At 57.7% G+C, this 22,464-nt stretch carries 21 protein-coding genes, 1 tRNA gene and 1 riboswitch; of the genes, 9 read left to right on the forward strand and 13 right to left on the reverse strand.

From position 1 onward, the window contains the following. Positions 1-190: 190 nt before the first annotated feature. Together ctrA and J0X15_RS16750 are read left to right on the forward strand one after the other, a co-directional pair. Positions 191-883 carry a response regulator transcription factor CtrA gene (gene ctrA / locus J0X15_RS16745; RefSeq protein WP_206943201.1) on the forward strand — a complete coding sequence of 231 codons (693 nt, stop codon included), beginning with the start codon at positions 191-193 and terminating at the stop codon, positions 881-883. Positions 884-934: 51 nt separating this feature from the next. After that, on the forward strand, positions 935-1,390 hold the full coding sequence (locus J0X15_RS16750) for an EamA family transporter (protein WP_408015352.1): 456 nt from the start codon (positions 935-937) through the stop codon (positions 1,388-1,390). 65 nt (positions 1,391-1,455) lie between these two features. On the opposite strand, the gene J0X15_RS16755 is transcribed toward J0X15_RS16750, so the two are convergent. The 8 genes from J0X15_RS16755 to J0X15_RS16790 form a co-directional block, all read right to left on the reverse strand. Continuing rightward, on the reverse strand, positions 1,456-2,433 hold the full coding sequence (locus tag J0X15_RS16755) for an MBL fold metallo-hydrolase (RefSeq protein ID WP_206943203.1): 978 nt from the start codon (positions 2,431-2,433) through the stop codon (positions 1,456-1,458). A gap of 323 nt (positions 2,434-2,756) precedes the next feature. Next, positions 2,757-3,632, reverse strand: a complete 876-nt coding sequence (locus J0X15_RS16760; protein ID WP_206943205.1) for a CheR family methyltransferase — start codon at positions 3,630-3,632, stop codon at positions 2,757-2,759. Beyond that, positions 3,629-4,840 (reverse strand): protein-glutamate methylesterase/protein-glutamine glutaminase, encoded by a 1,212-nt coding sequence (locus J0X15_RS16765; RefSeq protein ID WP_206943207.1) that lies wholly within the window; start codon positions 4,838-4,840, stop codon positions 3,629-3,631. The genes J0X15_RS16760 and J0X15_RS16765 overlap by 4 nt, the downstream gene beginning before the upstream one ends. A 40-nt stretch (positions 4,841-4,880) precedes the next feature. Next, on the reverse strand, positions 4,881-5,246 hold the full coding sequence (locus tag J0X15_RS16770; RefSeq protein ID WP_206943208.1) for a response regulator: 366 nt from the start codon (positions 5,244-5,246) through the stop codon (positions 4,881-4,883). A 38-nt stretch (positions 5,247-5,284) separates the two neighbouring features. Next, a complete protein-coding gene (locus J0X15_RS16775) occupies positions 5,285-5,767 on the reverse strand; it encodes a chemotaxis protein CheW (protein WP_206943210.1) in 483 nt (160 codons plus the stop codon). Further along, a complete protein-coding gene (locus J0X15_RS16780; RefSeq protein ID WP_206943212.1) occupies positions 5,764-8,487 on the reverse strand; it encodes a hybrid sensor histidine kinase/response regulator in 2,724 nt (907 codons plus the stop codon). Before J0X15_RS16780 ends, J0X15_RS16775 begins: the two co-directional genes overlap by 4 nt. A gap of 134 nt (positions 8,488-8,621) precedes the next feature. Beyond that, the gene (gene chpT / locus J0X15_RS16785) at positions 8,622-9,266 is read right to left on the reverse strand and encodes a histidine phosphotransferase ChpT (RefSeq protein ID WP_206943214.1); all 645 of its coding nucleotides are present in this window, start codon (positions 9,264-9,266) and stop codon (positions 8,622-8,624) included. A gap of 105 nt (positions 9,267-9,371) precedes the next feature. After that, complete coding sequence (locus tag J0X15_RS16790; RefSeq protein WP_209015415.1) at positions 9,372-9,827, reverse strand: YHS domain-containing (seleno)protein; 456 nt, start codon at positions 9,825-9,827, stop codon at positions 9,372-9,374. A 274-nt stretch (positions 9,828-10,101) separates the two neighbouring features. Here J0X15_RS16790 and J0X15_RS16795 point away from each other — a divergent pair, with 274 nt between their 5' ends. The 3 genes from J0X15_RS16795 (at position 10,102) to J0X15_RS16805 (ending at position 13,145) form a co-directional block, all read left to right on the forward strand. Next, complete coding sequence (locus J0X15_RS16795) at positions 10,102-10,701, forward strand: DUF1134 domain-containing protein (RefSeq protein ID WP_206943216.1); 600 nt, start codon at positions 10,102-10,104, stop codon at positions 10,699-10,701. 125 nt (positions 10,702-10,826) lie between these two features. Next, the gene (locus J0X15_RS16800) at positions 10,827-12,290 is read left to right on the forward strand and encodes a coiled-coil domain-containing protein (protein ID WP_206943218.1); all 1,464 of its coding nucleotides are present in this window, start codon (positions 10,827-10,829) and stop codon (positions 12,288-12,290) included. A 63-nt stretch (positions 12,291-12,353) separates the two neighbouring features. Then, a complete protein-coding gene (locus tag J0X15_RS16805; protein WP_206943220.1) occupies positions 12,354-13,145 on the forward strand; it encodes a DeoR/GlpR family DNA-binding transcription regulator in 792 nt (263 codons plus the stop codon). Positions 13,146-13,196: 51 nt separating this feature from the next. Here J0X15_RS16805 and J0X15_RS16810 read toward each other — a convergent pair whose 3' ends face one another. Further along, positions 13,197-14,663 (reverse strand): amidase, encoded by a 1,467-nt coding sequence (locus J0X15_RS16810; RefSeq protein ID WP_206943222.1) that lies wholly within the window; start codon positions 14,661-14,663, stop codon positions 13,197-13,199. Positions 14,664-14,817: 154 nt separating this feature from the next. After that, positions 14,818-14,893 (reverse strand) — tRNA-Glu (locus tag J0X15_RS16815). A gap of 170 nt (positions 14,894-15,063) precedes the next feature. Here J0X15_RS16815 and J0X15_RS16820 point away from each other — a divergent pair. Then, entirely contained in the window at positions 15,064-15,528 is a 465-nt protein-coding gene (locus tag J0X15_RS16820; protein ID WP_206943224.1) for a GFA family protein, read from the forward strand. On the opposite strand, the gene J0X15_RS16825 is transcribed toward J0X15_RS16820, so the two are convergent. Continuing rightward, positions 15,518-15,874 (reverse strand): hypothetical protein, encoded by a 357-nt coding sequence (locus J0X15_RS16825; RefSeq protein ID WP_206943226.1) that lies wholly within the window; start codon positions 15,872-15,874, stop codon positions 15,518-15,520. The genes J0X15_RS16820 and J0X15_RS16825 overlap by 11 nt on opposite strands. A gap of 7 nt (positions 15,875-15,881) precedes the next feature. On the opposite strand from J0X15_RS16825, the gene J0X15_RS16830 reads away from it, so the two are divergent. The 3 genes from J0X15_RS16830 to J0X15_RS16840 all read left to right on the forward strand — a co-directional run bounded on the left by J0X15_RS16830 (position 15,882) and on the right by J0X15_RS16840 (position 20,383). Next, entirely contained in the window at positions 15,882-16,898 is a 1,017-nt protein-coding gene (locus tag J0X15_RS16830; RefSeq protein ID WP_209015433.1) for an RluA family pseudouridine synthase, read from the forward strand. Between the two features lie 185 nt (positions 16,899-17,083). Beyond that, the gene (gene rpoH, locus J0X15_RS16835; RefSeq protein ID WP_206943230.1) at positions 17,084-17,974 is read left to right on the forward strand and encodes an RNA polymerase sigma factor RpoH; all 891 of its coding nucleotides are present in this window, start codon (positions 17,084-17,086) and stop codon (positions 17,972-17,974) included. A gap of 189 nt (positions 17,975-18,163) precedes the next feature. Continuing rightward, a complete protein-coding gene (locus J0X15_RS16840; RefSeq protein ID WP_206943233.1) occupies positions 18,164-20,383 on the forward strand; it encodes a CHASE2 domain-containing protein in 2,220 nt (739 codons plus the stop codon). Between the two features lie 69 nt (positions 20,384-20,452). Here J0X15_RS16840 and J0X15_RS16845 read toward each other — a convergent pair whose 3' ends face one another. Next, positions 20,453-21,391 (reverse strand): ABC transporter substrate-binding protein, encoded by a 939-nt coding sequence (locus J0X15_RS16845; RefSeq protein WP_206943235.1) that lies wholly within the window; start codon positions 21,389-21,391, stop codon positions 20,453-20,455. Between the two features lie 23 nt (positions 21,392-21,414). Next, a complete protein-coding gene (locus J0X15_RS16850) occupies positions 21,415-22,170 on the reverse strand; it encodes an ABC transporter permease (protein WP_209015416.1) in 756 nt (251 codons plus the stop codon). 166 nt (positions 22,171-22,336) lie between these two features. Continuing rightward, positions 22,337-22,444: riboswitch (TPP riboswitch) on the reverse strand. Positions 22,445-22,464 lie beyond the last annotated feature (20 nt).

Below are 22,464 nucleotides of genomic sequence, written 5' to 3' on the forward strand. Positions count from 1 at the left end.
AATATTTGCCTGCTTTTCAGAGACTTAGAGATTGTGCACAGATTCGTTAACTCAGAGCTTGCCGCTACGAATTAGATTTTGTTAACCATAACTCTCTTAGCTTTGAGTCGGGGTTAGACGCAGTCCTTCGTAGCAGGCACCGACAGAGCCGTTGCGACTTGCCCAGGAAAGGCAACACAAGGGGATTGGCATGCGTGTATTGTTGATTGAAGATGACAGCGCTACAGCACAGAGCATTGAGCTGATGCTGAAGTCTGAAAACTTCAACGTCTACACGACAGATCTTGGCGAGGAAGGTATCGACCTCGGCAAGCTGTACGATTATGACATCATAATGCTGGACCTCAACTTACCGGACATGTCCGGTTATGAGGTTCTGCGCACACTTCGCGTTTCGAAGGTAAAGACTCCGATCTTGATCCTTTCCGGCAATGCCGGGATCGAGGACAAGGTTCGTGGTCTCGGCTTCGGTGCTGACGACTACATGACCAAACCGTTCCACAAGGACGAGTTGGTGGCGCGCATCCACGCTATCGTGCGCCGCTCCAAAGGCCATGCCCAGTCGATCATTGTCACTGGTGACCTCAAGGTGAACCTTGATACCAAGACCGTTGAAGTGGGCGGACAGCGTGTGCATCTGACCGGCAAGGAGTACCAGATGCTGGAACTCCTCTCGCTGCGAAAGGGCACCACGCTGACCAAGGAAATGTTCCTCAACCACCTCTACGGCGGTATGGACGAACCGGAATTGAAGATCATCGATGTCTTCATCTGCAAACTTCGCAAGAAGCTCGCAGCAGCGACCTCCGGCAAGAATTACATCGAGACAGTCTGGGGTCGTGGCTATGTGCTGCGCGAACCGGAAGTCGAAGTCGCTGCCTAACGGCAGCGCCTGAGCGAATTAAAGGACCCCTGCTTCGGCGGGGGTTTTTTTATGCCTCCAGAAAGCAACGAGAGGATCGACATGAAGGAAAGCTGGCAACTTTGGGCCATTCTGGCTGCAGTCTTCGCCGCCCTGACAGCCGTACTGGGCAAAGTCGGCGTCACCGATATCGGCTCCAACCTCGCAACTTTCATCCGGACCGTCGTGATCCTGCTGCTCACCGGGATGATCGCTTTCGCCGCAGGTGAATTGCGCGACACCCAGCAGATCACCCAACGCAGTGCCATCTTCCTGATTCTCTCCGGCCTTGCCACCGGCGCATCGTGGCTTTGCTATTACCGCGCACTGAAAATCGGGACGGCCTCGCAGGTCGCACCTATCGACAAGATGAGCGTCGTCTTTGTGGCCGTCCTTGCGTCGCTTTTTCTAGGCGAGACACTCAGCCCACGCGCCTGGGCAGGCGTCGCGATGATCACCGGCGGCGCGCTGCTGGTATCCTGGGGCTAAGCCCACTGACGACAAAAGGCCGGAGCCATTTAAGCCCCGGCCTTTCGAAACGATCTCAATGCCCGTTACAGATCCAGCTGATAGGTCTCCGGCACATAGCGGAAACCAGTCTCCCGCTTCTCTACGAAGCCTACGGCCGGAAACGGCATGTGATAGCCGATAAACGGGATCTTCTCGGCAGCCAGCATCCCGAACACCTTCTTGCGTGTCGCAGCAGCCGCAGCCTTGTCCATGTCGAAGCGCACTTCCCACTCGGGATAGCCGAGCGACCAGACGAAGTGATTGGCCGTATCGGCCGCCAGCAACAGCTGCGCGCCATCGCTCTCCAGCATGAAGGTCAGATGGCCCGGCGTGTGACCAAAGGCACTCATCGCGGTAATGCCGGAGACAACAGAGCCACCATCCTCAACAAAGGTCGTCTTGTCGGCCAGTGGCTTCACTTTCTCGGAAAAGATCTTGGCCGCGCCATTCGTGGCTGGGTCCATCCCCGACCATGCATCGTATTCCTTTGAGCCTGCCACATACCGCGCATTCGCAAATGTCGGCGCGTCGCCGGTCATCACACCGTTGATGTGGTCCGGATGCATGTGGGTCAGAACCACCACATCGATGTCGTCAGCGGAATACCCCGCAGACTCCAGCGCCAACACCAGATTGCCACGATCCGGCTGTGCTCCGGCGCCATTGCCCGTGTCGAACAGGATCAGCTCAGAACCCGTATTGACGACCGTCGGCGTGAAGAAGTTCTTGAACCTGTCGACCGGAAGGAAATTCCCGAGGGTCACTTCCTTGAACTCGTCCTCTGGCACATTCATGGCAAAGGTTTTCTGCGGCTCTTCAAACACGCCTGCGCCATCGAGCAGCGTGGTGATTTCAAACTTGCCCAGCTGATAGCGGGAGAACGGTATCATTGCCTTGGAACTCTCCTGATTGGCTGCAAACGCTGGTCGAACCCCAGAGGCGGCCGCGGTCAGCCCGCCAATGGTCAAGGCACCAGCCCCAAGGGCAGCACGCCGGGAAAGCTCTGTCTTCAATCCACTCATCGCAAAAATCCCTTTCACATGTAGTTCGGTTAATCCGGCTTGCCCCTTCTGGAGCTCAAGCCAACAGGTCCGTCAAACCGCAACCCCAGCAAAAAAGCTGAGGCTGGAATGACAGAATACGGTATCCAAATAGTTATATGGGGCAGACTTGGAGACGGGAAAGCCTCTTGCAGGATGACAACGCCCTTCCCTCTTCACATCATCGCGACGTAAGCGAAAATCGGATGTCTGCTACTGAGGCCCCTCGAGGCTGAGGTCAAACAAACAAAAAGCCGACACAAGGCCGGCTTTTTTAAGAATCAGGATCTTTGAACGCGGCGCGACTAGCGGCCGGTTCCCGAGCTCGCAAACAGCGGACGGGCAGAGGTCTTCCCGAGACTCGACGCAGCAGACTTGCGCTGGAACAGCCCACGCTTGCCAGCGACAGGCTGGAACGCATCGGTCAGGCCAACCACGGTCTCCGCTGCTCCCAGAACCAGGTAACCATCCTCCGGCAGCATCTTCGCCAACCGGTTGAGGATTTCCACCTTCGTCGGCTGATCAAAGTAGATCAGCACATTGCGGCAGAACAGGATGTCGAACTCGCCCAGATGGTTGAAATTCTCCAGCAAGTTGAGTTTGCGCCACTCCACCATGGCCCGAAGGCTCGGTGAGATCTGCCACATGTCACCCTTCTGCTCAAAGTACTTGAGCAGCATCTGAATCGGCAAACCGCGCTGAACCTCGAACTGGCTGTACAGTCCGGCTTTCGCCTTCTCCAGAACTTCCTGGGAAAGATCGGTCCCGACGATGCGGGTGCGCCAGCCGCCCATCTTGGCAGCCGCTTCCTTCAGGCAGATAGCAAGGGAATATGGCTCCTGCCCTGTAGAGGCCGCCGCACACCAGATTTTCAGGTTGCGCTGCGAGGAGCGCGACTGAAGCAGAGCGGGAAGCATCGTCTCATTGAAATGATCAAATGGCGTTTTATCCCGGAAGAAAAACGACTCATTCGTTGTCATCGCCTCGACAACATCAATTTCCAACTGACGCTGTCCACCGCGTTGAACAAGCTGGATCAAGGCACTGAGTGTTTCCAGCTTCGAAGTGCGTGCGATTGGCAGCAGTCGGCTCTCGACCAGATACTGTTTGTCATTCGACAAAACCAGACCGGAGCGGTCTTTCAGAAACTTCTTGAGGAACTCAAACTCACTAGGGCTCATCTCAGGTTCCCCTTGAGTATCCGTATAATTTTCGAACCAATTTCATCCAAAGGCAACACGTCGCTGCACATCCCGGTATTAGCTGCAGCGCCCGGCATTCCCCAGACGACGCTCGAGGCTTCGTCCTGAGTAATAATGCTTCCGCCGCCTGCAGCGATGGTTTTCACGCCGGCCGCACCATCGTGGCCCATCCCCGTCAGGATCAGGCCGAGTGTGGCGGAACCGAATGCCTTCGCCACGCTGTCAAACAGCGGATCAACGGCAGGTTTGCAGAAATTGACCGGTGCGCCATCCGTCAGCCGGATTTTGACGGCACCGCCGTCCTTCTCCAGAATCATGTGCTTGCCGCCCGGCGCCACGTAAATCTCGCCAGGACGCAACACCTCACCGTCTACGCCTTCTTTCGAAGGACGCAGCGCCGCCTTGCCGACGTGCTCGGCCAGAATGGAAGTGAAGGTTGGCGGCATATGCTGCGTAATCACGACAGGGATGTCATGAACGGCAGAGCCGATCTCGCGCATGACCTTTTGCAGAGCCTGTGGACCACCGGTGGACGAACCGATCGCCAGAATGCGCGGCCGTGCGCTGGAGTAGGGCCGAAGCGTGAAGGACTTCGCCTGAGCCGGCACAGGCGCGGCTGACGACGTCCCACGAAGCGTTTCACGAGCCGCTGAGAGCCTTCCGACCGGCGCCTGGGAATTCACCCGTCCGGCAGAGGTTTCCGCGCGCATGGAGCGCACAGGAGCACGCATGCGCCGGGTGCGCGCACCCAGAGCCTTGACCTTCTCGATCAGTTCACGCCGAAAGTCGACCGATGTGGTGACCTCTGAATTGGATTCAGGCTTTGGCACATAGTCTGCCGCACCCAACGACAGGGCTTTCAAGCTGATTTCAGCGTTCCGGCGTGTCAACGTGGAGGCCATGATGACCACCAGATCCCGCTTTTTCGCCAGCATCAGCGGCAGCGCTGTCATTCCATCCATTTCGGGCATCTCGATATCGAGAACCACGACGTCTGGATTGCTGCGTTCGATATCGTCGACCGCGAGCTTGCCATTTCTTTGAGAGCTGACAACCTTCAGTCCCTCATCCGCATCCAGCCAACGGCTGAGCAGTCCACGGATGACGACTGCATCGTCAACAACCATAACCTTGATGGGGTCAGTACCGGGGGAAGACCCCGGGTAGTTCGTTTGTGCAACAGCCATCAGCCAGATCCATATCTTTTTATTACAGTGGCCAAAGCGATTAGATAAGACCAACTTCCTGGAACTTGGCTTCCACGATTTCCCGGTCGAATGGTTTCATGATGTATTCGTTTGCACCTGCGCGGATGGCGCGGGCAATGTGGGCAACATCATTTTCGGTGGTGCAGAACACGACGATCGGACGATCGCCACCATCTTCATTGCGAAGGCTGGTCAGAAACTCCAGCCCGTCCATCACCGGCATGTTCCAGTCCAGCAGAATCGCGTCCGGCATTGTTTTGCGACAATGCTCCAACGCCTGCTGTCCGTCCTCTGCTTCGGCAATCTCGAAGTTCATATCTTCAAGAATACGCCGAGCGACTTTCCGGATGACGCTCGAGTCGTCCACCACAAGGCACTGTTTCATGATCATTTCTCCCCTTAGAGCACGGGCCGATCGCTGCGTTAGGCAGCGACCATCGGTTCGGTGAACATTGCACCCAGCAACCGCGCCACATCCAAAATCACCATCAATTTCCCATCCAGCCGATGAACACCGCCGGAAATTTCAGCCCAGCGCTTGTCCAGGTTGGATGGGTTCGGCTCAGCAGAGCTGGCCGGAAGGTTCAGGACTTCGCCGACACTGTCGATCATCAGCCCATAGGATTCGTGCTTGTATTCAATCCCGACGGCCATCATGTGACCTTCCTTCAAAGGAGGAAGATGCAGACGACGGCGCATGTTGATTGCCGTGACGATGCGCCCGCGGAGGTTCAGAACTCCCGCGACCTCGGGTGCCGAAAGAGGTACCCGAGTAACACTTTCCGGCACGAAAACGTCGTGAACCTGGGAAATCGGCAAACCGAAGAGCTGTCCACCAATCAAAACGGTGACGTATTGGATCGAGTCACTGCTTGTGTTGGTTACGGACATATCCAGAGCGGTCATGCTGCTACTCCCATCTCTCCGGAGAACACATCTTTCAGCGCCGCAATCAGACCAGGACGGTCGAATTTGGCTACATAGTCGTCAAAGCCGGCCTGGCGTCCGCGCTCAATCGAGGCAGGCGTGACCATGGCGGACAGAGCGAGCACCGGCATGTTGCGGAACCGCGGATCCCGTCGCAGAGCTTCACAGAACTCGAAGCCGTTGATTTGCGGCATCTCGATGTCGCTGACCACTGCGTGGAACTTGGCACCGTTCTCCAGAAGCTCGAGCGCTTCCCCTGCAGAGTTGCAGGTCGTCACATCGTAACCCGCAGCCTTGAGTACCGGGGACAACATGTTGCGGAAGAAGGAGCTGTCATCGACAAACAGAACGGTCTTGGTAAGCGCCTGGATGTCCATTTCCTTGCGCATGAACCAATCTTCGAATGCCTGTGGCAGATAGAAGCCCAGATCGAGAATTTCCGTCGCACGTTCCTTGACGATTGCAGAGCCAAGGATGCCCGGGCGGTCGGAACCGACCTCGATGTTCATGCGGTCTTCCACAATGTCGACGATCTCGTCGACAACCAGCCCCATCGAACGGCCACTGTCGGAGAACACCAGCATCGGCTGCGTGCCTTCCAGTTTGTGCTGATCGCCGGAGTTGACGTAGACCAGCGGCATCAGGGCGCCACGGTACTGCACCAGATCCCGACCGTTGGAGCGTTCGATCTTGGAGACCTCAAACTCTTCCAGGCGTGTAACCAGTGACAACGGCACCGCCTTCGGCTCCGGCGCACCAGCGCGGAACAGCAGCAGCGATATGGTCGAATTGTGGTTCATGGCCTTGCGGTTTGCTTCTTCGGCCTCTTCCTCGATCTGTTCGGAGACGGAGCTGGAAGCATGGCTTGCCATGGCACTGGCCACACCATTCGGATCAATGATCATGATCACCGAGCCATCACCGAGAATGGTGTTACCGGAGAACATGGTCAGGTTCCGGAGCATGGTCGACATCGGCTTGACGACGATTTCTTCCGTGTGGAAGACCCCATCAACCACGACCCCGAATGTCTGGCTGCCGACCTGCATGACAACGATAAAGCCGTTGTCATCGTCGATTGCCTTTTCCACGTCCTCGCCTTCATAGATGCCGAGAAGCTGGGACAGATGGACCAGCGGCAAAAGCTTGTTCCGCAAGCGCAGGACGGGTGTGTCCTTGATCCGTTCGATCCGGTGGTCGGAGTTCATCTGAACCCGAACCAGTTCGACAACGGAGAGCTGAGGAATTGCAAAGCGGTCGCCTGCGGCTTCCACGATCAGTGTGGAGACGATCGCCAGCGTCAGCGGAATCTTGATGATGAAGCTGGTGCCCTTGCCCTGCGTAGAGCGCAGATCAACGGTACCGCCAATCAACTCGATGTTGTTGCGCACAACATCCATGCCGACGCCACGACCGGAAACACTCGTCACCTGTGCCGCGGTCGAGAAGCCAGCAGCAAAGATGTACTTGTGGATCTGGGCATCCGACATCTTCTCGACTTCGGCCTCGGTAGCAAGACCGCGTTCGATGACCTTGGATTTGATCCGCTCAACGTCGAGACCCTTCCCATCATCACGAACTTCGATGATGATGTGCCCGCCTTCATGATAGGCAGCCAGGGTGATCGTGCCCTTGTCGTGCTTGCCGGCTGCTCGCCGCTCAGCGGGCATTTCCAGCCCGTGATCGGCGGAATTGCGAACCATATGGGTCAGCGGATCCTTGATCATCTCAAGAACCTGGCGATCCAGCTCGGTTTCGGCGCCGATCATTTCCAGTTCAATCGGCTTATCAAGTTCCTGACCGAGGTCACGAACGATACGCGGCAGTTTCTGCCAGGCGTTGCCGATTGGCTGCATGCGTGTTGCCATGACACCTTCCTGCAGCTCGGCTGTCACATTGGACAGGCGCTGCAGTGGCACCTTGAACTCGCTGTCTTCATGACGACGAACGATTTCCAGAAGCTGGTTACGTGTCAGCACCAGCTCGGAGACCATCGTCATCAGATGCTCCAGTGTATCCACGGCAACGCGGATCGACTGGTTTGAAACAGAAGGACTCTTCTTCTCGCTTGCTTCAGCCTTTTCAGGCTGGGCAGCTTCTACTGGTTTGCTTGCTTCCTTTGCAGGAGCAGCAGCAACAGCAGGTTCCGGTTGAGCGACAGGCGCTTCCACGATCTCCGGTTCAGCTGTCTCGACTTCGACTTCCGTCTCCCGGAACGCACGTTCCAGTTCATCGAGTGAAACTTCGCCAGGTCGCAAGGCCCGCTCGGGCTCAGGCTCAGCTACCTCTTCAACCACCTCTTCAACAGGGGCAGGCGCATCGGCACTAGTCGACATGAGCACCAGTTCAGCGATCAGATCACTGTCATCACCAGCAGGCTCTTCACCTTCGAGCTGCTCGAGCTCGTTGATGATGTCCTTAATCCGATCAATGGAACTGAGGATCAGAGAAACAGCATCCGGAGTAACCGGAACACCTTCCCGGAACTTCCCCATAAGCGTCTCGGCCGCATGAGCGATACCTTCCAACCTGGGAAGACCGAGGAAGCCGCAAGTGCCTTTGATCGTGTGCACCAGACGAAAGATGTTGTTGAGGATCGTCGCATTGTTCGGCTCTTGCTCGAACTTGACAAGCTCAACGTCAACGACATCTAGGCTTTCATTCGTCTCAGTAATAAATTCCCTGAGGAGGTCGTCCATGGCCCGCTCTCACCCGACTGTTACTAAATATCCACCACTCGGTATCGAGTAGTAGGACTTCATGTCCGTGGAGTGAGAGTGGTCTGAAACAGTTAAGATACGCTGAAACGATTCCGTCTTTCGAAAAGGAAGTACTACGCCGACTTCACTGCTGTTATTTTTACCGTATCTTCTTCTTTAACAAGGTCGAGTTTCACGCCGCTTTCGCGCGCAAGTAAAACTGCGTAAATCGGTTGAACCGAATGCGCATCAACTCGCTCAGGCTCTTCACCGGAAAGAATATCGGCCATTCCCAAGGGAATCCTCGGGTTGACGCCCTTGGCAGACAGCGTGAAGGTCGGTGCGCTTGGTTCGCCTTGCATCTGCACGGTGATTGTGCCGCCACGGGGAACGCACTGGTTGGCGATCAGAATGAGATTGAGCAACAGCTTGACCAGATTCTTCGGCATCAGGGAGCGCGGTACGTCCCAGACCAGTTCCGATTTTTCATTTTCCATGAAACCGGTTGCAACGCTTTGCGCATCTCCAAGATCGATTTCCGCACCTGCCGAGCCGGCGGCACCGAATGCCAGACGGGCAAACTGCAGTTTCGCCGAAGCCTGACGGGCGCTCTTGCGGATCAGGTCCATGGCAAATTCGCGCATGTCCTCCGCATTGTCCTCGTCGAGCACTTCCAACCCGTTGGTAATCGCGCCGACGGGAGAGATGATGTCATGACATACCCGGCTCGCGACCAGAGCAGCGAGGTCCAGGGCAGTAAGTTCTTTGAGTTCAGACATGGCGCTACAGAGCTCTTCTCAACACGGGTCCAGCAGGAATGATTCGATTAACCGTATTTCATCGATACACAGCTCTCCAAGGGCTGCCAAGCAGTTCGCACAGCTTCAGGTGCCCGGCATGCACCCGACACGCCGGGCATTGCCCTGCGCGCTGGCAATATGAGCCTTGGGATTGCTGAGGAACAGAAATCGGTTCACGTCGGAATGGAACAGCATCAGCCGGTTCTCAAAGATTGCGAAAATAGATGGATTTCCTGCCGTCGCAAATCCTTGCGACAGGGAATAAACCGCACAGCCACCAAAGACGGGAGCGTAAGCTGTTGGCGCATTTTCGAAAGCTGCACGATTACCCTGATTGACGAAGACCCATTTCGCCCCACCCCAGGCAAGCTCATATCGCCGCTTGCCAGGCCGTGGCTTGCCGTCGATATAATAGGCCACCGGATCCCGCCCTCCCAGCGCATAACCGCTGATCGGATCGGGTACAAAAATCTGGGGACGGGCAATAGCCGCACAGACGAAAAATGAGAAGACGGCACATATGGCTGGTAAGAGCCACACGATTGTCTCAATCCTTGTAGACTTTCTCATTGATTCGACTTGCTTGTCCCTGAAGTGAGTGGGCGATTCGGTAGTCATGGACACTCTAGTCTATCTCACCGGTCGCCCTCACGAAAAATGCAAGGTATCTTTCTCCGACGGTTTCATCATCGTCTTGTCTCAAAACCATCGGACACTGTAGCCTTGGGGAAGACGTGAGCCAGTTGAACATTGGACCGCATGGATCAAGGTTCCCTTCGCGGTGACCTCCATCCGTTTTGTATTACAACAACTGATGAGACCCAGGATGAACCTTTCCTTTCAGGCCTTTCTTTCCACGCTTCTGTTGACCTTGGCGCTGACCTTCAGCGGCCTGCAGGCAACGCCGGCATCGGCCCAGTCGAACAGCGGATCCACCTACACCTCGGATGAAATGGTCGCCACGGGCCACAAGTTCTTCGGTTCCGTGTCTGGTGGAATTGCGTCTGTTGTCGAAAAGGCCTTTTCGAAATACGGCGAACCGAACGGCTACATCCTTGGTGAAGAGGGCTCCGGCGCCTTTGTGGCGGGTGCCCGCTTTGGCGAAGGTCACCTTTATACCCGCAACGCCGGCACCCATAAGATCTTCTGGCAAGGCCCGTCTTTGGGGTGGGACTTTGGTGGAGATGGCGCCCGGGTGATGATGCTCGTCTACAATCTCCCTTCCGTCGAGGCGATGCACAACCGGTATCTCGGCGTCAATGGCTCCGCCTATCTGGTCGGCGGTGTCGGCATGACGGTACTGACCAACCACAATGTTGTTGTCGTTCCGGTTCGCGCTGGAGTGGGCGCACGCCTTGGGCTGAACATCGGCTATTTGAAGTTCACGCCACAGCCGACCTGGAACCCATTCTGAGCCAAAGCAGTAACAGCAGCGCCGCTTTCCATAGCTCGGCGCTGCTCTTTGCCTTGGATATTCCTGTGACGTCGGCTAATGATGAAAGCTGAAGAACAGACGCCCGCAGGCCACGGAGTTCGGTCTTGATCGAAGCTGGAATGTACATCGCGCTCGGCTTTTTCACCGCCATCCTTATCGCAATGGCGGTGTTGCCTGCCTTCTACAAGCGGGCCGTCCGACTGACCCGCGAAGCGATGATCGCGGTCAACCCCAGCTCCTACGCTGAAGTTCGCGCCGTTCAGGACTTCGAACGCGCCAATCATGCCCTCGCCCTGCGCCGCGTGGAAGTCGCGCGTGATCACGAGCGCGAAACCAGCGTTCATCACCGGGCGGAAACCGGCCGATTGCAGGCTGAAGTGTCCAATCTCCGATTTGCCCTCGAAGAATCCCTGAAAGACCTGGAGCGCAAAAAGACAGAGATCGCCGGCGCGCGCGGGACAGGAAAATCCCTTTCTCAACGCAAGAAGACTCAGGCGGTCGACGTCAGAAGCGACAATGAGACAGCCGAAACAAGCGACGATTCTGACAACCTGAAAGAACGACTGGCCGAGACAGAACAGGCTCTCGCCAGCACCCGTGCCGAACTCGATCTGCTGAAATCACGCATCGAAAACCCCGGCGCGTCCTGGCGCCCGGCTGCCGACACAATGGCACTTGCCACAATCACCGGGCTGGAGTCGCAGGTCGCCACCCTCAAGGCCCGTGCCGCCAATCGCCAAAACGGACAACTGGATATCGCTGCAGACCCTGCCACGGATGTCGACGAGATGCAGGAGACACGCGCCTGGGCCTCCAAGCTTGAAGACAAGCTTGTTGACGCAGAAGCGCGTTTCATTTCCTCACAGGCAGAGGTTGCTCGTCTCGCCGCCCAGATGGACCAAGCAGGCAAACCGTCCGACGGACACCGCGAGGCACTGGAGCGGGACTTGAAGTGGGCCGACAATGAAGCAGCCCGCCTGACGGCGCTGGTCAGAAACCGTGAACGTGCGCTGGAACGAACCAGCTCGAAGCTGCAGCGTCTGCGCGACGACTTGCGCCGCACTCCCGAGCTTGCCGAATTGCGAGAAGATCTGCTTCTGCTCAGCAGCGGCCTGCTCAGCGGCACGGATGTGGACATTTCCAGGGCCGCCCGCCTGAAGGCGAAGAAAGTCACGGCAAGCCGGTCTGGCGCGGGCAAATCCCAGGGCGAGGGGCAGGTACTTGCAAACGCCAGCGCCTTGCTGGGACGTATCGTGCGCGCAAGCCTGGCCAATACGAACGCCAAGCCTGCGCCTGCGCAGATGCCACAACAAGAACCCGAACCAATCCCCGCCCCCGAAACTGCATCTCCGGCAGCCGATGCTTCCGCCCTCGTGCCGGAGGTCCAAGCAACGGTAGCGCAAGAGCTGGCCACGGAAAGCCCGACAGCAGACGATTCCGCCACAGCCGCCCTCACGCCTCCAACCCGGGCCGATGATGAAACGCCTTCGGCTGATCAAGTGCCGCAGGTAAAACCGGACGCAGAAGCCCAAACAACACCCCGACAAAAGAAAAAGAGCGTCGCCTGACCCGTGATTGACCCGCGCGTTTGATCGCCATCACAGCGCACCGATGAGACTGGCTTCCTACGAATGCTGATTGCCCGCCACAACGAAATCCTCGAACTCGCACGACGCGATGGTCGCGTTTCCGTCGACGATCTGGCGCAACGCTTTTCCGTAACGCCCCAAACGATCCGCAAAGACCTGAACGAACTGTGTGATCGGCGCCTGCTCGCCCGCACCCATGGCGGCGCCCTCTTGTCGTCCGGCATCGAAAATGTCGGCTACGAGGCCCGCAGAGTGATTTCAGGGACACAAAAGGTCCAGATCGGCCAGCGGGTCGCCGAGCTTATCCCCGACAACGCATCGCTGTTCCTGAACATCGGCACCACCACCGAGGCAGTGGCTCAGGCGCTTCTCCAGCATCGCGGGCTAATGGTCATCACCAACAACATAAATGTCGCCGGTATCATGCGTGGCTACACTCATATCGAAGTGGTAATGGCCGGTGGCATCCTGCGCCACTCGGATGGCGGTATCGTTGGTGAGGCAGCTGTCGATTTCATGGGTCAGTTCAAGGCGGATTTCGCCATTGTCGGCGCTTCGGCCATCGACCCTGACGGCTCTCTGCTGGACTATGATTACCGCGAAGTCCGGGTCACCCAGACCATCCTGCAGAACGCCCGCCAGAAGATCCTTGTGGCCGACAGTACGAAATTTGAGCGTTCTGCCCCGGTCCGCATTGGTCAACTGTCGGAAGTGGATGTGTTCGTCACCGACGAGTGTCCGTCCCAGCGAATCCTTAAACTGGCGCGCGAAGCCGACGTCGAGGTGATCGAGACCAGCAAGAACGAACCCGCCTCAGACACCCCGGACGACTAAGCTTCAAACGTCTCCGGCTGCTCCTGCCAAAACCCCTTGGCCCTCGCCTGCTCAGCGCGCCCCGCCCGACAGAGGCACTTTTCCCTGAACGCCGGGAACCCCGGCTGCCAGGATTGCGCGTTCATAGGCAGCGGCGAAGGCCAATGTGCTCCGGTCTGAGCGTGCCTTTCCGATAAGCTGAACACCATGCGGCAAGCCGTTACTCCCAAGCCCGGACGGCAGTGCGGCGACAGGCAAGCCGGCAAGGCTCGGCCCGATCACAACTTCCATCCAGCGGTGATAGGTGTCCATGGTTCGCCCGGCGATTTCAGTTGGCCAGGCAGTATCGACATCAAATGCGAAGACTTGCGCCGATGGCAGCACCAGATAGTCAAATTTCTCATAAAGCCGTGCGAGATATTCAAACCAGCGGCTGCGGATCCTTGTCGCTCGTTCCAGGTCGTCGACGCTCAGTTTACTACGGTTCTCGACCTCCCAAAGCGCCTGAGCGCCAAGCAGCTGCCTTTTTTCCGGATCCGCCGACAATGGGCCGAGATTAAAATGCGTACTGAACGAGCGCAGGGTCGTCCAGGAGAACCAGAGATCGGCAAAATCGAAGTCCGGAACCACATCTTCCACCGCACAGCCCATGCCGCGCATGATCTCAAGGGAGCAGCTACAGGTCTCAAGCACCCCGTTTTCCATCGGAAGGTAACCACCGAGGTCCCCCATCCAGCCGATCGTTACGCCATCACCTAAAGACGGTTGGAAGTCACTGGCTGGCAGTTCGTCATCCAGCGCCAGCGGATCAAAGCCGTCATACCCGGCCATGGTTTCGTAAAGTGCTGCCATATCCCTGACCGTGCGCCCCATTGAGCCCGTCGATGCCAGCTGAGAAAAATACAGGTCGGCACTTCCCGGACTGGCAATTCGTCCATAGCTTGGCCGAAACCCGTAGATGCCGTTGAATGCCGCTGGATTGCGCAGAGACCCCATCATGTCACTACCATCAGCCACTGGCACCAATCCAAGGCTCAGCGCGACGGCAGCCCCACCGCTGGAGCCGCCAGCGCTGCGTGAGGTGTCAAAGGCATTGCGCGCCGGGCCGAACACCTTGTTGGTGGTATGAGACCCCAACCCCATCTCCGGTGTGTTTGTCTTGCCGATCAGGATGGCGCCAGCTGCCCGGATACGCGCCACATGCGGATCGTCCTGTTCCGAGACGTGATCCTTGTAGATCAGAGATCCCCAGGTGCACGGCAGTCCCTTCGCCTGAGACAGGTCCTTGATCGCCAGAGGCATGCCGTGGAGCCACCCACGGGACGTCCCGGCTGCCAACTCGTTATCGAGCCCCTGAGCTTCCCTGAGAAGCTCTTCAGGCGTCCGAAGACTGACCAGCGCATTGTGAGCCGGGTTCACTGACGCAATGCGCTCCAGCGCCGCCTGCATGACCTCAACGCATGAGATGTCACTAAGATGGATCTTTCGCGACAGATCTGTAGCGGCAAGGTCGAGCGGATGAATTTCGGAAGAAGGCATGTGGCAAATCCGGCGGCGGGCGGAAACAAGACCGGTGCGCAGGAGGCTGCATCGGCCGGGGAAACAGGAGCCTAACCGCAGCGAGCAAAAACACGCAAGTGCTTCGTCCAATTGACGAAAGCAATGTGTTGCCAAGAATGTACCAGGAAGAAAGTGGTACGCCCAACGGGAATCGAACCCGTGTTTCCGCCGTGAAAGGGCGGCGTCCTAGACCGCTAGACGATGGGCGCGCGGTCGGTGGAGATCAATGTCTCAAGCCGATGGCCGGTCGTATAGAGACCCTTTTGAGGGGGCGCAACCCCCTTGAGCGCATTTTTCGCAATCGCGTCAGTTTATAGCTTTCACTATGGCAGGAAACCGTGCTTCCTTCCGAAGGTTATTCACAGAGAGGTTTTTGAAAATGAAGTGCGAACCGGTCCTGAGCCCTGCCCTCGACTCGACGAAAAAAGACTTTTCGGGCGCTTGCCATTGCGGCGCTGTTCGCTTCAGGGCTGTTTTGAGCGCAGGTCTGAGTTCGGCACGTCGCTGTAATTGCTCCTTGTGCCGAATGCGCGGCGCGGTGACAGTCTCCGCTCGTCTCGCCGATTTCGAGATCCTGGAGGGCGCAGAGTATCTGAGCCTGTATGAGTTCAACACCAGAACCGCAAAGCATTACTTCTGCTCGCGTTGTGGCATCTACACGCACCACAAACGCCGCTCAGACCCGACGGAATATGGCCTCAACAGCGCCTGCCTGGAAGGCGTAAGCCCATTTGACTTTGAAGAAGTTCCGGTAAGCCAAGGGGTTTTTCACCCCTCGGATCCGGAAAGCGCCGGGAGACCCGGCATTGTCGGCATCTTGAGTTTCAAGCCGATCAGCGATTGAGAAAACGGGTTCGTCCGAGAATACTTCCACTTGAAGGGTCGGCATAAACGATCGACTGGACCCCGGCCTCCTCGACCAATAGAACAAGCCGCCCATCTTCCAGAGAGACCTGCTGCACCTCAACTGAGCCACCAAGCGAAATCGTCGAAGCAATGGTATCTGCAGATAGACTGTTATCTGAGCTATTAATCTTGTAGAAGATGGCAGCAAAAACGGCGATAAAGCCGGCAAACATAACCAGCGAAGAGCCGGCCAGAAGCCGCTTCAGCTTGGTTTGAACGCGCAAGGTCGCCGGGTCAAGCGGCTCTTCTCCCGCGTTCTGGCCTTTGAACTCAGGTTGATTCATGAACGAGATGTCTCCAGAAGACACCGCAGAAACTCTTGCGGACTTCACTTATTTGGTTGTTGCGGACGAAGCCGGAACGCGGCTCGACATTGTGATAACTGCCCAACTCGAGGCCCTTAGCCGGAGCCGGGTGCAAGCGCTGATCAAGGCCGGCGAAGTCACCGTGAACGGCGGCAAGATAGTGGAGCCGAAATACCGGGTCAACGAAGGTGACGAACTCACCCTGGTTATGCCCGAGCCCGAAGACGCCGATCCGGAACCCGAAGACATTCCCCTAACTGTCGTTTTCGAGGACGAGCATCTGATCGTCATCGACAAACCCGCAGGCCTTGTGGTCCATCCCGGTGCGGGCAACTGGACCGGCACTCTGGTCAATGCCCTGTTACACCATTGCGGCGACAGTCTGTCCGGCATCGGCGGCGTCAAGCGTCCCGGCATTGTCCACCGGATCGACAAGGACACCACCGGCCTGCTCGTGGTCGCCAAGAGCGATCAGGCTCATCAGGGTCTGTCTGCCCAATTTGCTGACCACGGCCGCACAGGCCCGCTGGAACGCGCCTACTCAGCCCTGGTCTGGGGTGCGCCGTCCGGCCTGAAAGGCACGATTGAAGCCAATCTCGCCCGGTCCCATCACAACCGCCAGAAGATCGCCGTGGTGAAAACCGCCGGCCGGCATGCCATCACCCATTGGCAGGTGAAGGAGCGTTTTGGCCGGGAAGATGAGCCTGCCATGGCATCGCTCATGGAATGTCGCCTCGAGACCGGTCGCACCCATCAGATCCGCGTCCACATGAGCCACATCGGCCATCCGCTGATCGGTGATGTCGACTATGGCGCCGGGTTCAAGACCAAGGTGAACCGCCTCGAAGAGCCGCTTAAGTCTGTCGTCGGAAACTTTTCACGCCAGGCTCTGCATGCAGGTTTGCTCGCCTTTGCTCACCCAGTGAGTGGCGAAACACTGCGATTTGAGAGCGATTATCCTAATGACTTCAAAGAGCTTCTGGAGACATTACGAAAATTTTAGGCCTATCGGCATCTTAAGCTCGTGAAAAACCCGCAAGTGTACCTATATTAAATCATCGCGGGCCGTTCGGAACGGCCGCATGATTTAACCGTTTGCCTTCAAATTCCGGGACCCTTCGCGCCGCTTGGGCGGAGAGATACCTTGGTCAAAGGAAACGGATCATTCGGGGAAGGGGGGCGCATTCAATGGCCCAGAACGTACCGACATTAGTTGCCGGAGAAGGTGGCCTCAGCCGCTATCTCGACGAAATTCGTAAATTCCCCATGCTTCAGCCGCAGGAAGAGTACATGCTCGCCAAGCGGTACAAGGAGCATGAAGATCCAGCAGCAGCCGAAAGGCTGGTGAACTCGCATCTCCGTCTCGTCGCCAAGATCGCCATGGGCTACCGTGGCTATGGTCTGCCGATCGGCGAGGTCGTTTCCGAGGGCAATGTTGGCCTTATGCAGGCGGTCAAGCGGTTCGAACCCGACAAGGGCTTCCGGCTGGCAACCTATGCCATGTGGTGGATCAAGGCAGCGATACAGGAATACATTTTGCGTTCCTGGTCCCTCGTCAAGATGGGCACCACAGCCAATCAGAAGCGTTTGTTCTTTAACCTGCGTCGCCTCAAGGGCAAGATCCAGGCCCTTGAAGAAGGCGATCTGAAGCCACATCAGGTACAGGAAATCGCCACGAAACTGGGCGTCAGCCCGGAAGAAGTGATATCCATGAATCGTCGCCTTGGCGGCGATGCCAGCCTCAACGCCCCGATCCGGGCAGAGGCAGATGCAGGCGAATGGCAGGATTGGCTCGTTGACGAGCACGAAAGCCAGGAAGTTCTGCTGGCCAACCAGGAAGAGCTGGACATGCGTCGCAAGATGCTGGCCAACGCCATGGACGTGCTGAACGAACGCGAACGCCGCATTTTTGAGGCACGCCGCCTGTCGGAAGATCCGATCACACTGGAAGACCTCTCCGGTGAATTCGGCGTCAGCCGCGAGCGTGTGCGCCAGATTGAAGTTCGTGCCTTCGAAAAAGTCCAGAAAGCTGTCCAGACCAGCGCTCGTGATCTGAACGGCGCAGCAGGCGCGGCCTGAACCAGTACAAGCTCTGAACTTCCTCCCAAGACTGTTCAGACCAAAGCCCGTCTCCGGAAACGGCGGCGGGCTTTTTTTTCGTGGCGTGGCCGTGCCTCTGCTTTCCAAGCTGCTTGCCACCTCGCTGTGAGACTTTTAACAATAACCTCCAGTTGCTTTTGACACGCGGATGGCTGGGAGGCCCGACCAATGAAGGCCGTCTGGAAGCATATGCTCAGCAAGCGCAGCCTGGTCGCTCTGATGGCCATCCTGCTTCTTGCCACCCTGACAACGCTGCGCGCGGCGGATCCTGGCCTCCTGACCTCAATTCGCGATCTCACCTTTGATTTTTATCAACGCCTCGCCCCCCGCGACTATGGCGATCCTCCAGTGCGGATCGTCGATATTGATGAAGACACCATCGCCGAGCACGGCCAGTGGCCCTGGCCGCGCCTCCGCCTCGCAGAGCTGACCCGTGCCCTCAACGAGCTCGGCGCCGCAACCATCGCCTACGACGTGATCTTCAGCGAGCCGGACCGCTCCTCGCCACCAAACATCGCCAAGACCATCGAGCTGAAGGACACACTCCATGAGCAGTTCATTCGCGGTGCGCTGTCGTCCCTTCCCGACAACGACGAGGCCTTTGCCGAGGCAATCGCCGAAGCTCCGGTGATCCTGGGCTTCGCCGCTGTCCTGAAGGAGGGACCCCGGCTGCCACAGCGCAAGAGCGCCTTTGCCTTCGCCGGCACCGATCCGACGGATTTTCTGCGACCCCACACCGCCCTTCTGCCCTCCATGGAAATGCTTGAGAACCGCGCGACCGGCACCGGAAGTGTTTCTCTGTCCGAAGCAGACACCCGAGGCGTTGTGCGTCGGATCCCCTTGATCCTGTCGGATGGCGAAAAACTCTATCCCAGCCTTGCTGCAGAAGCCCTGCGCGTGGCGCAGGGAGCCTCCGGCATCATTGTGCGTTCAACCGGCGCATCCGGTCAGCTGGACACGGGTGACGCCGCCGTGACGGCCATCAAGATCGGCGCCTATGAGGTTCCGACAAACAGCAACGGCGAAGTCTGGGTCCGTTATGATCACGATCGGCCGGAACGCTATATTTCTGCCCGGCACATCCTCGACCCGTCACTGCAGGAGCAGGTCCGCCCTTGGATTGAAGGTCAGATTGTTTTCGTCGGCACCTCCGCAGTCGGACTGCTCGACACCCGCACAACACCGCTCGGGCAAGTCGTCCCCGGCGTCTCGATCCATGCCCAGGTGCTGGAGCAAATTCTACAGGAGGTCTTCATCAGCCGACCGGACTGGGCCGATGGCGCAGAAACGCTTGTCACCCTGCTGATCGGTTCTTTGGTGATCATCGCCTTCCCGGCATTGGGCTCCTTGACCACAGCGCTTCTAGGGGCCGCAATTTCCGCCCTTCTCGTCGGCGGATCACTCTACCTGTTCTTTCACCAAGGCCTTTTGATCGATCCGGTCTACCCCAGCATTGCAGCCTTTCTGGTATTTGCGGCAGCCACTGCCGTGCTCTATTTCGTCACGGAGCGGGAAAAGCGCTTCGTCCGGCAAGCCTTCGGACAATATCTCTCGCCGCAACTCGTGGATCAGCTCGAAGCCTCGCCCGATCAGCTGGTTCTCGGCGGCGAGCTGCGTGACATGACCATACTGTTCATGGATGTGCGCGGCTTCACCCCGATTTCCGAGCAGCTGACACCGCAAGATCTCGTCAGCTTCCTCAACACGCTTCTTTCGCCGCTCTCCGACGTCATTCAGGCGAGCGACGGCACCATCGACAAATACATCGGTGACAGCATCATGGCCTTCTGGAATGCGCCCCTGCTGCAGATCGATCACCCGCGCCTGGCATGTCAGGCGAGCCTGGCCATGCTGGAGAAAGTTGATCAGCTGAATGCCGAGGACGGCTTTGGTTTCCGGGCGCGTGGCATGAAGGTTCAGAATGTCCAGATCGGTATCGGATTGAACACCGGCGAGGCCTGTGTCGGCAACATGGGATCCAACCGCCGCTTCAACTACTCGGTGATCGGCGATGCCGTGAACATCGCTTCGCGGATTGAATCCAGCTGCAAGGAAGCGGGTGCCGAACTTCTGGTCTCCTCCGCCACCCGCGAGGCCGCGCCGGAGTTTGCCTATCTCGAAGCAAGGGAAATCCCGCTGAAGGGCAAAACCCGGCCAGTGCGGTTGTTCGCCCTTGTCGGCGATGACGCCATGGCCGCAACGCCAGAGTTTCAGGCCCTCGCCACCGAGCACCAGGCTATGATCACAGCAATGCGCGATGGACGTTCCAGCGCGGCAATGTCTCACCTCACCGCCTGTCAGAGCTTGGCACCTCTAAAGCTGACGGCCTTCTACGGCCAGTTCGCGGAAGAAATCAGCGGGCTGCCGGAAGCCTCTGCCGCGCAATAAAGGTCAAATGCAAAAGGCCGAAACGTCAGTCATCTGACACTCCGGCCTTCGCTTCAATATCTGCCCCGCTTAGCGCAGGGTCGTGGCATAGGTTGAAACCGGCACCATCTCCTTGATCAGCTCCGCGTCGACCAGAAACTGTGCAAAGCGCTCATAACGACCTTCATCCAGCGCTGCCGGACGCTTGGCAAAGCGCGGCAGCGTGTCCACCCAGGCCTGCTTGTTCAGTGCATCGTCAAGATTGGGATAGACCTCCAGAAACGCCTGCCATGCGTCCTCGGGATGGTTGGTCAGATAGATTGTTGCAGCTTCAATCGCCGCCAGAAACTTGACCAGACGCGGGTCATCCAGCTTGTCCTTATGCGCCAGATAGATCAGCTCATCGTAGACTGGCACGCCGTGCTCTTCGGGGTAGAACGCTGTGCCCTCATGCCCTTCCAGACCAAGCTGTGTCAGCTCGAAGTTGCGGTATCCGCCGATGACCGCATCGACCTGACCGGACAGCAACGCCGGCGAGAGGGCAAAGTTCACATTCAGCATCTCGACATCGTCAAACGTCAGCCCGACGCTCTTCAGCATTTGGCCAAGCATCGCATCCTCGAATCCGGAGACCGAAAAGCCGATCTTCTTGCCCTTCAGGTCTTCCAGCGTCTTGATGGGCCCGTCTTTCAGAACGATCAGGGAGTTGAGTGGCGTCGCAACCAGTGTCCCGATTCGGACCACCGGCAGACCTTCTTCGACCTGCGCGTTGAGAGTTTGCTGGTAAGAAACCGCGATATCCCCCTGCCCGGACGCAAGCAGCTTCGGCGGCATTGCCGGGTCTGCCGGTTCGATCAATTCCACCTCGAGACCTTCTGCCTCAAAGAAGCCTTTGCTCAGCGCTGTCACCAACGGGGCATGGTCCGGGTTGACGAACCAGTCCAGAAGAACAGTCATTTTTTCAGCCGCATGAGCCTGAGTGGATGCGACCAGACCGGCACAGACGACAAATAATTTCAGCAATTTCATAAGTTTCCTCCAAACCCGGCAGGTCAGGTTTCTGCCTGCCAATGCACCAGCCACCGGGTGACCCGGTCGACGATGGCGCGAAGACAAAGAACCATCAGGGCAAGCAGGATCAACGCAGCGAACATGACGTCCGTCTGCATCCGCGCATTGCTCTGAAGCATGATGAAAGCAAGGCCGCCTTTAGCACCGACCCATTCGCCGACCACCGCCCCGATGGGGGCAAATACAGCAGCGATCCGGATGCCGCTCGCCAGCGCTGGCAAGGCGGACGGGAGCCGGAACAACCACAGTTCGCGAAGCCTGGAGACGCGATACAAACGCGCCAGATCGACCAGACCCGGCTCCATCTGCCGCAATCCATCGTAAAACGACGAGGTGACAGCAAAAAAGATCACCAGGATCGCCATGACCACCTTCGAGGTCAAACCGAAGCCCAGCCACAGCACCAGGATCGGAGCAATGGCAAAGACCGGCAGCGCCTGGGTCACCAGAACCACGGGAAGCAACCCACGCCGTGCCAGTGGCGATGCCCACAGCAGCAGTGCAACGGCAGCGCCTGCTAGCACCCCGAACACGAAGCCCAGAAGGGTTTCACCCAGGGTCAGACTGGCATGATAAAGCAGAAAGGAGGGTTGCCGCGCAAAGGCATCCACCACTCGCACGGGGCTTGGCAGCATGAAATTAGGGAGCTCGAACAGTCGAACGATGCCTTCCCAGCAAAGCAGGAACAGCATCAACCCGACACAGAAGCGCAAGATCTTGCCGAGGAAAGCTCTCATGGCTTTCCCGCTTCCGAACGACCATCGGCCAAAAGGCCCAAGACGCCGACAGTTCTGACTTCAACGCGAACGGTCAGCGACCGGCCGCTCTGGCAACTCGACATAAGGATCTCCCGTCCCGGCGACCGCAAGGCAGACGCAGGCAATGACACTGGAGATCCGGGAATAGGCTAAAGGTTTCCGTCCCTTCGCCGGCATGACCCGGATCAGGTTCTAAGGGTTCGGCTCTAAGCCATCTCAGTTCCGTTTCACCAGAACACCCCTCGGACCAAGCCGGACCTTGCCCCAATCAAA

Source organism: Roseibium limicola (assembly GCF_017313085.1).
Lineage (GTDB): Bacteria > Pseudomonadota > Alphaproteobacteria > Rhizobiales > Stappiaceae > Roseibium > Roseibium limicola.

What these genes read in the sequence shown, in the direction of transcription:
- rpoH (WP_206943230.1), top strand. Translation starts at nt 17,084, where the DNA reads ATGGCCCAGAACGTACCGACATTAGTTGCCGGAGAAGGTGGCCTCAGC.
- J0X15_RS16840 (WP_206943233.1), top strand. Translation starts at nt 18,164, where the DNA reads ATGAAGGCCGTCTGGAAGCATATGCTCAGCAAGCGCAGCCTGGTCGCT.
- ctrA (WP_206943201.1), top strand. Translation starts at nt 191, where the DNA reads ATGCGTGTATTGTTGATTGAAGATGACAGCGCTACAGCACAGAGCATT.
- J0X15_RS16805 (WP_206943220.1), top strand. Translation starts at nt 12,354, where the DNA reads ATGCTGATTGCCCGCCACAACGAAATCCTCGAACTCGCACGACGCGAT.
- J0X15_RS16780 (WP_206943212.1), bottom strand. Translation starts at nt 8,487, where the DNA reads ATGGACGACCTCCTCAGGGAATTTATTACTGAGACGAATGAAAGCCTA.
- J0X15_RS16850 (WP_209015416.1), bottom strand. Translation starts at nt 22,170, where the DNA reads ATGAGAGCTTTCCTCGGCAAGATCTTGCGCTTCTGTGTCGGGTTGATG.
- J0X15_RS16760 (WP_206943205.1), bottom strand. Translation starts at nt 3,632, where the DNA reads ATGAGCCCTAGTGAGTTTGAGTTCCTCAAGAAGTTTCTGAAAGACCGC.
- J0X15_RS16765 (WP_206943207.1), bottom strand. Translation starts at nt 4,840, where the DNA reads ATGGCTGTTGCACAAACGAACTACCCGGGGTCTTCCCCCGGTACTGAC.
- J0X15_RS16845 (WP_206943235.1), bottom strand. Translation starts at nt 21,391, where the DNA reads ATGAAATTGCTGAAATTATTTGTCGTCTGTGCCGGTCTGGTCGCATCC.
- J0X15_RS16830 (WP_209015433.1), top strand. Translation starts at nt 15,882, where the DNA reads ATGTCTCCAGAAGACACCGCAGAAACTCTTGCGGACTTCACTTATTTG.
- J0X15_RS16825 (WP_206943226.1), bottom strand. Translation starts at nt 15,874, where the DNA reads ATGAATCAACCTGAGTTCAAAGGCCAGAACGCGGGAGAAGAGCCGCTT.
- J0X15_RS16795 (WP_206943216.1), top strand. Translation starts at nt 10,102, where the DNA reads ATGAGACCCAGGATGAACCTTTCCTTTCAGGCCTTTCTTTCCACGCTT.
- chpT (WP_206943214.1), bottom strand. Translation starts at nt 9,266, where the DNA reads ATGTCTGAACTCAAAGAACTTACTGCCCTGGACCTCGCTGCTCTGGTC.
- J0X15_RS16775 (WP_206943210.1), bottom strand. Translation starts at nt 5,767, where the DNA reads ATGACCGCTCTGGATATGTCCGTAACCAACACAAGCAGTGACTCGATC.
- J0X15_RS16755 (WP_206943203.1), bottom strand. Translation starts at nt 2,433, where the DNA reads ATGAGTGGATTGAAGACAGAGCTTTCCCGGCGTGCTGCCCTTGGGGCT.
- J0X15_RS16810 (WP_206943222.1), bottom strand. Translation starts at nt 14,663, where the DNA reads ATGCCTTCTTCCGAAATTCATCCGCTCGACCTTGCCGCTACAGATCTG.
- J0X15_RS16770 (WP_206943208.1), bottom strand. Translation starts at nt 5,246, where the DNA reads ATGAAACAGTGCCTTGTGGTGGACGACTCGAGCGTCATCCGGAAAGTC.
- J0X15_RS16820 (WP_206943224.1), top strand. Translation starts at nt 15,064, where the DNA reads ATGAAGTGCGAACCGGTCCTGAGCCCTGCCCTCGACTCGACGAAAAAA.
- J0X15_RS16750 (WP_408015352.1), top strand. Translation starts at nt 935, where the DNA reads ATGCCTCCAGAAAGCAACGAGAGGATCGACATGAAGGAAAGCTGGCAA.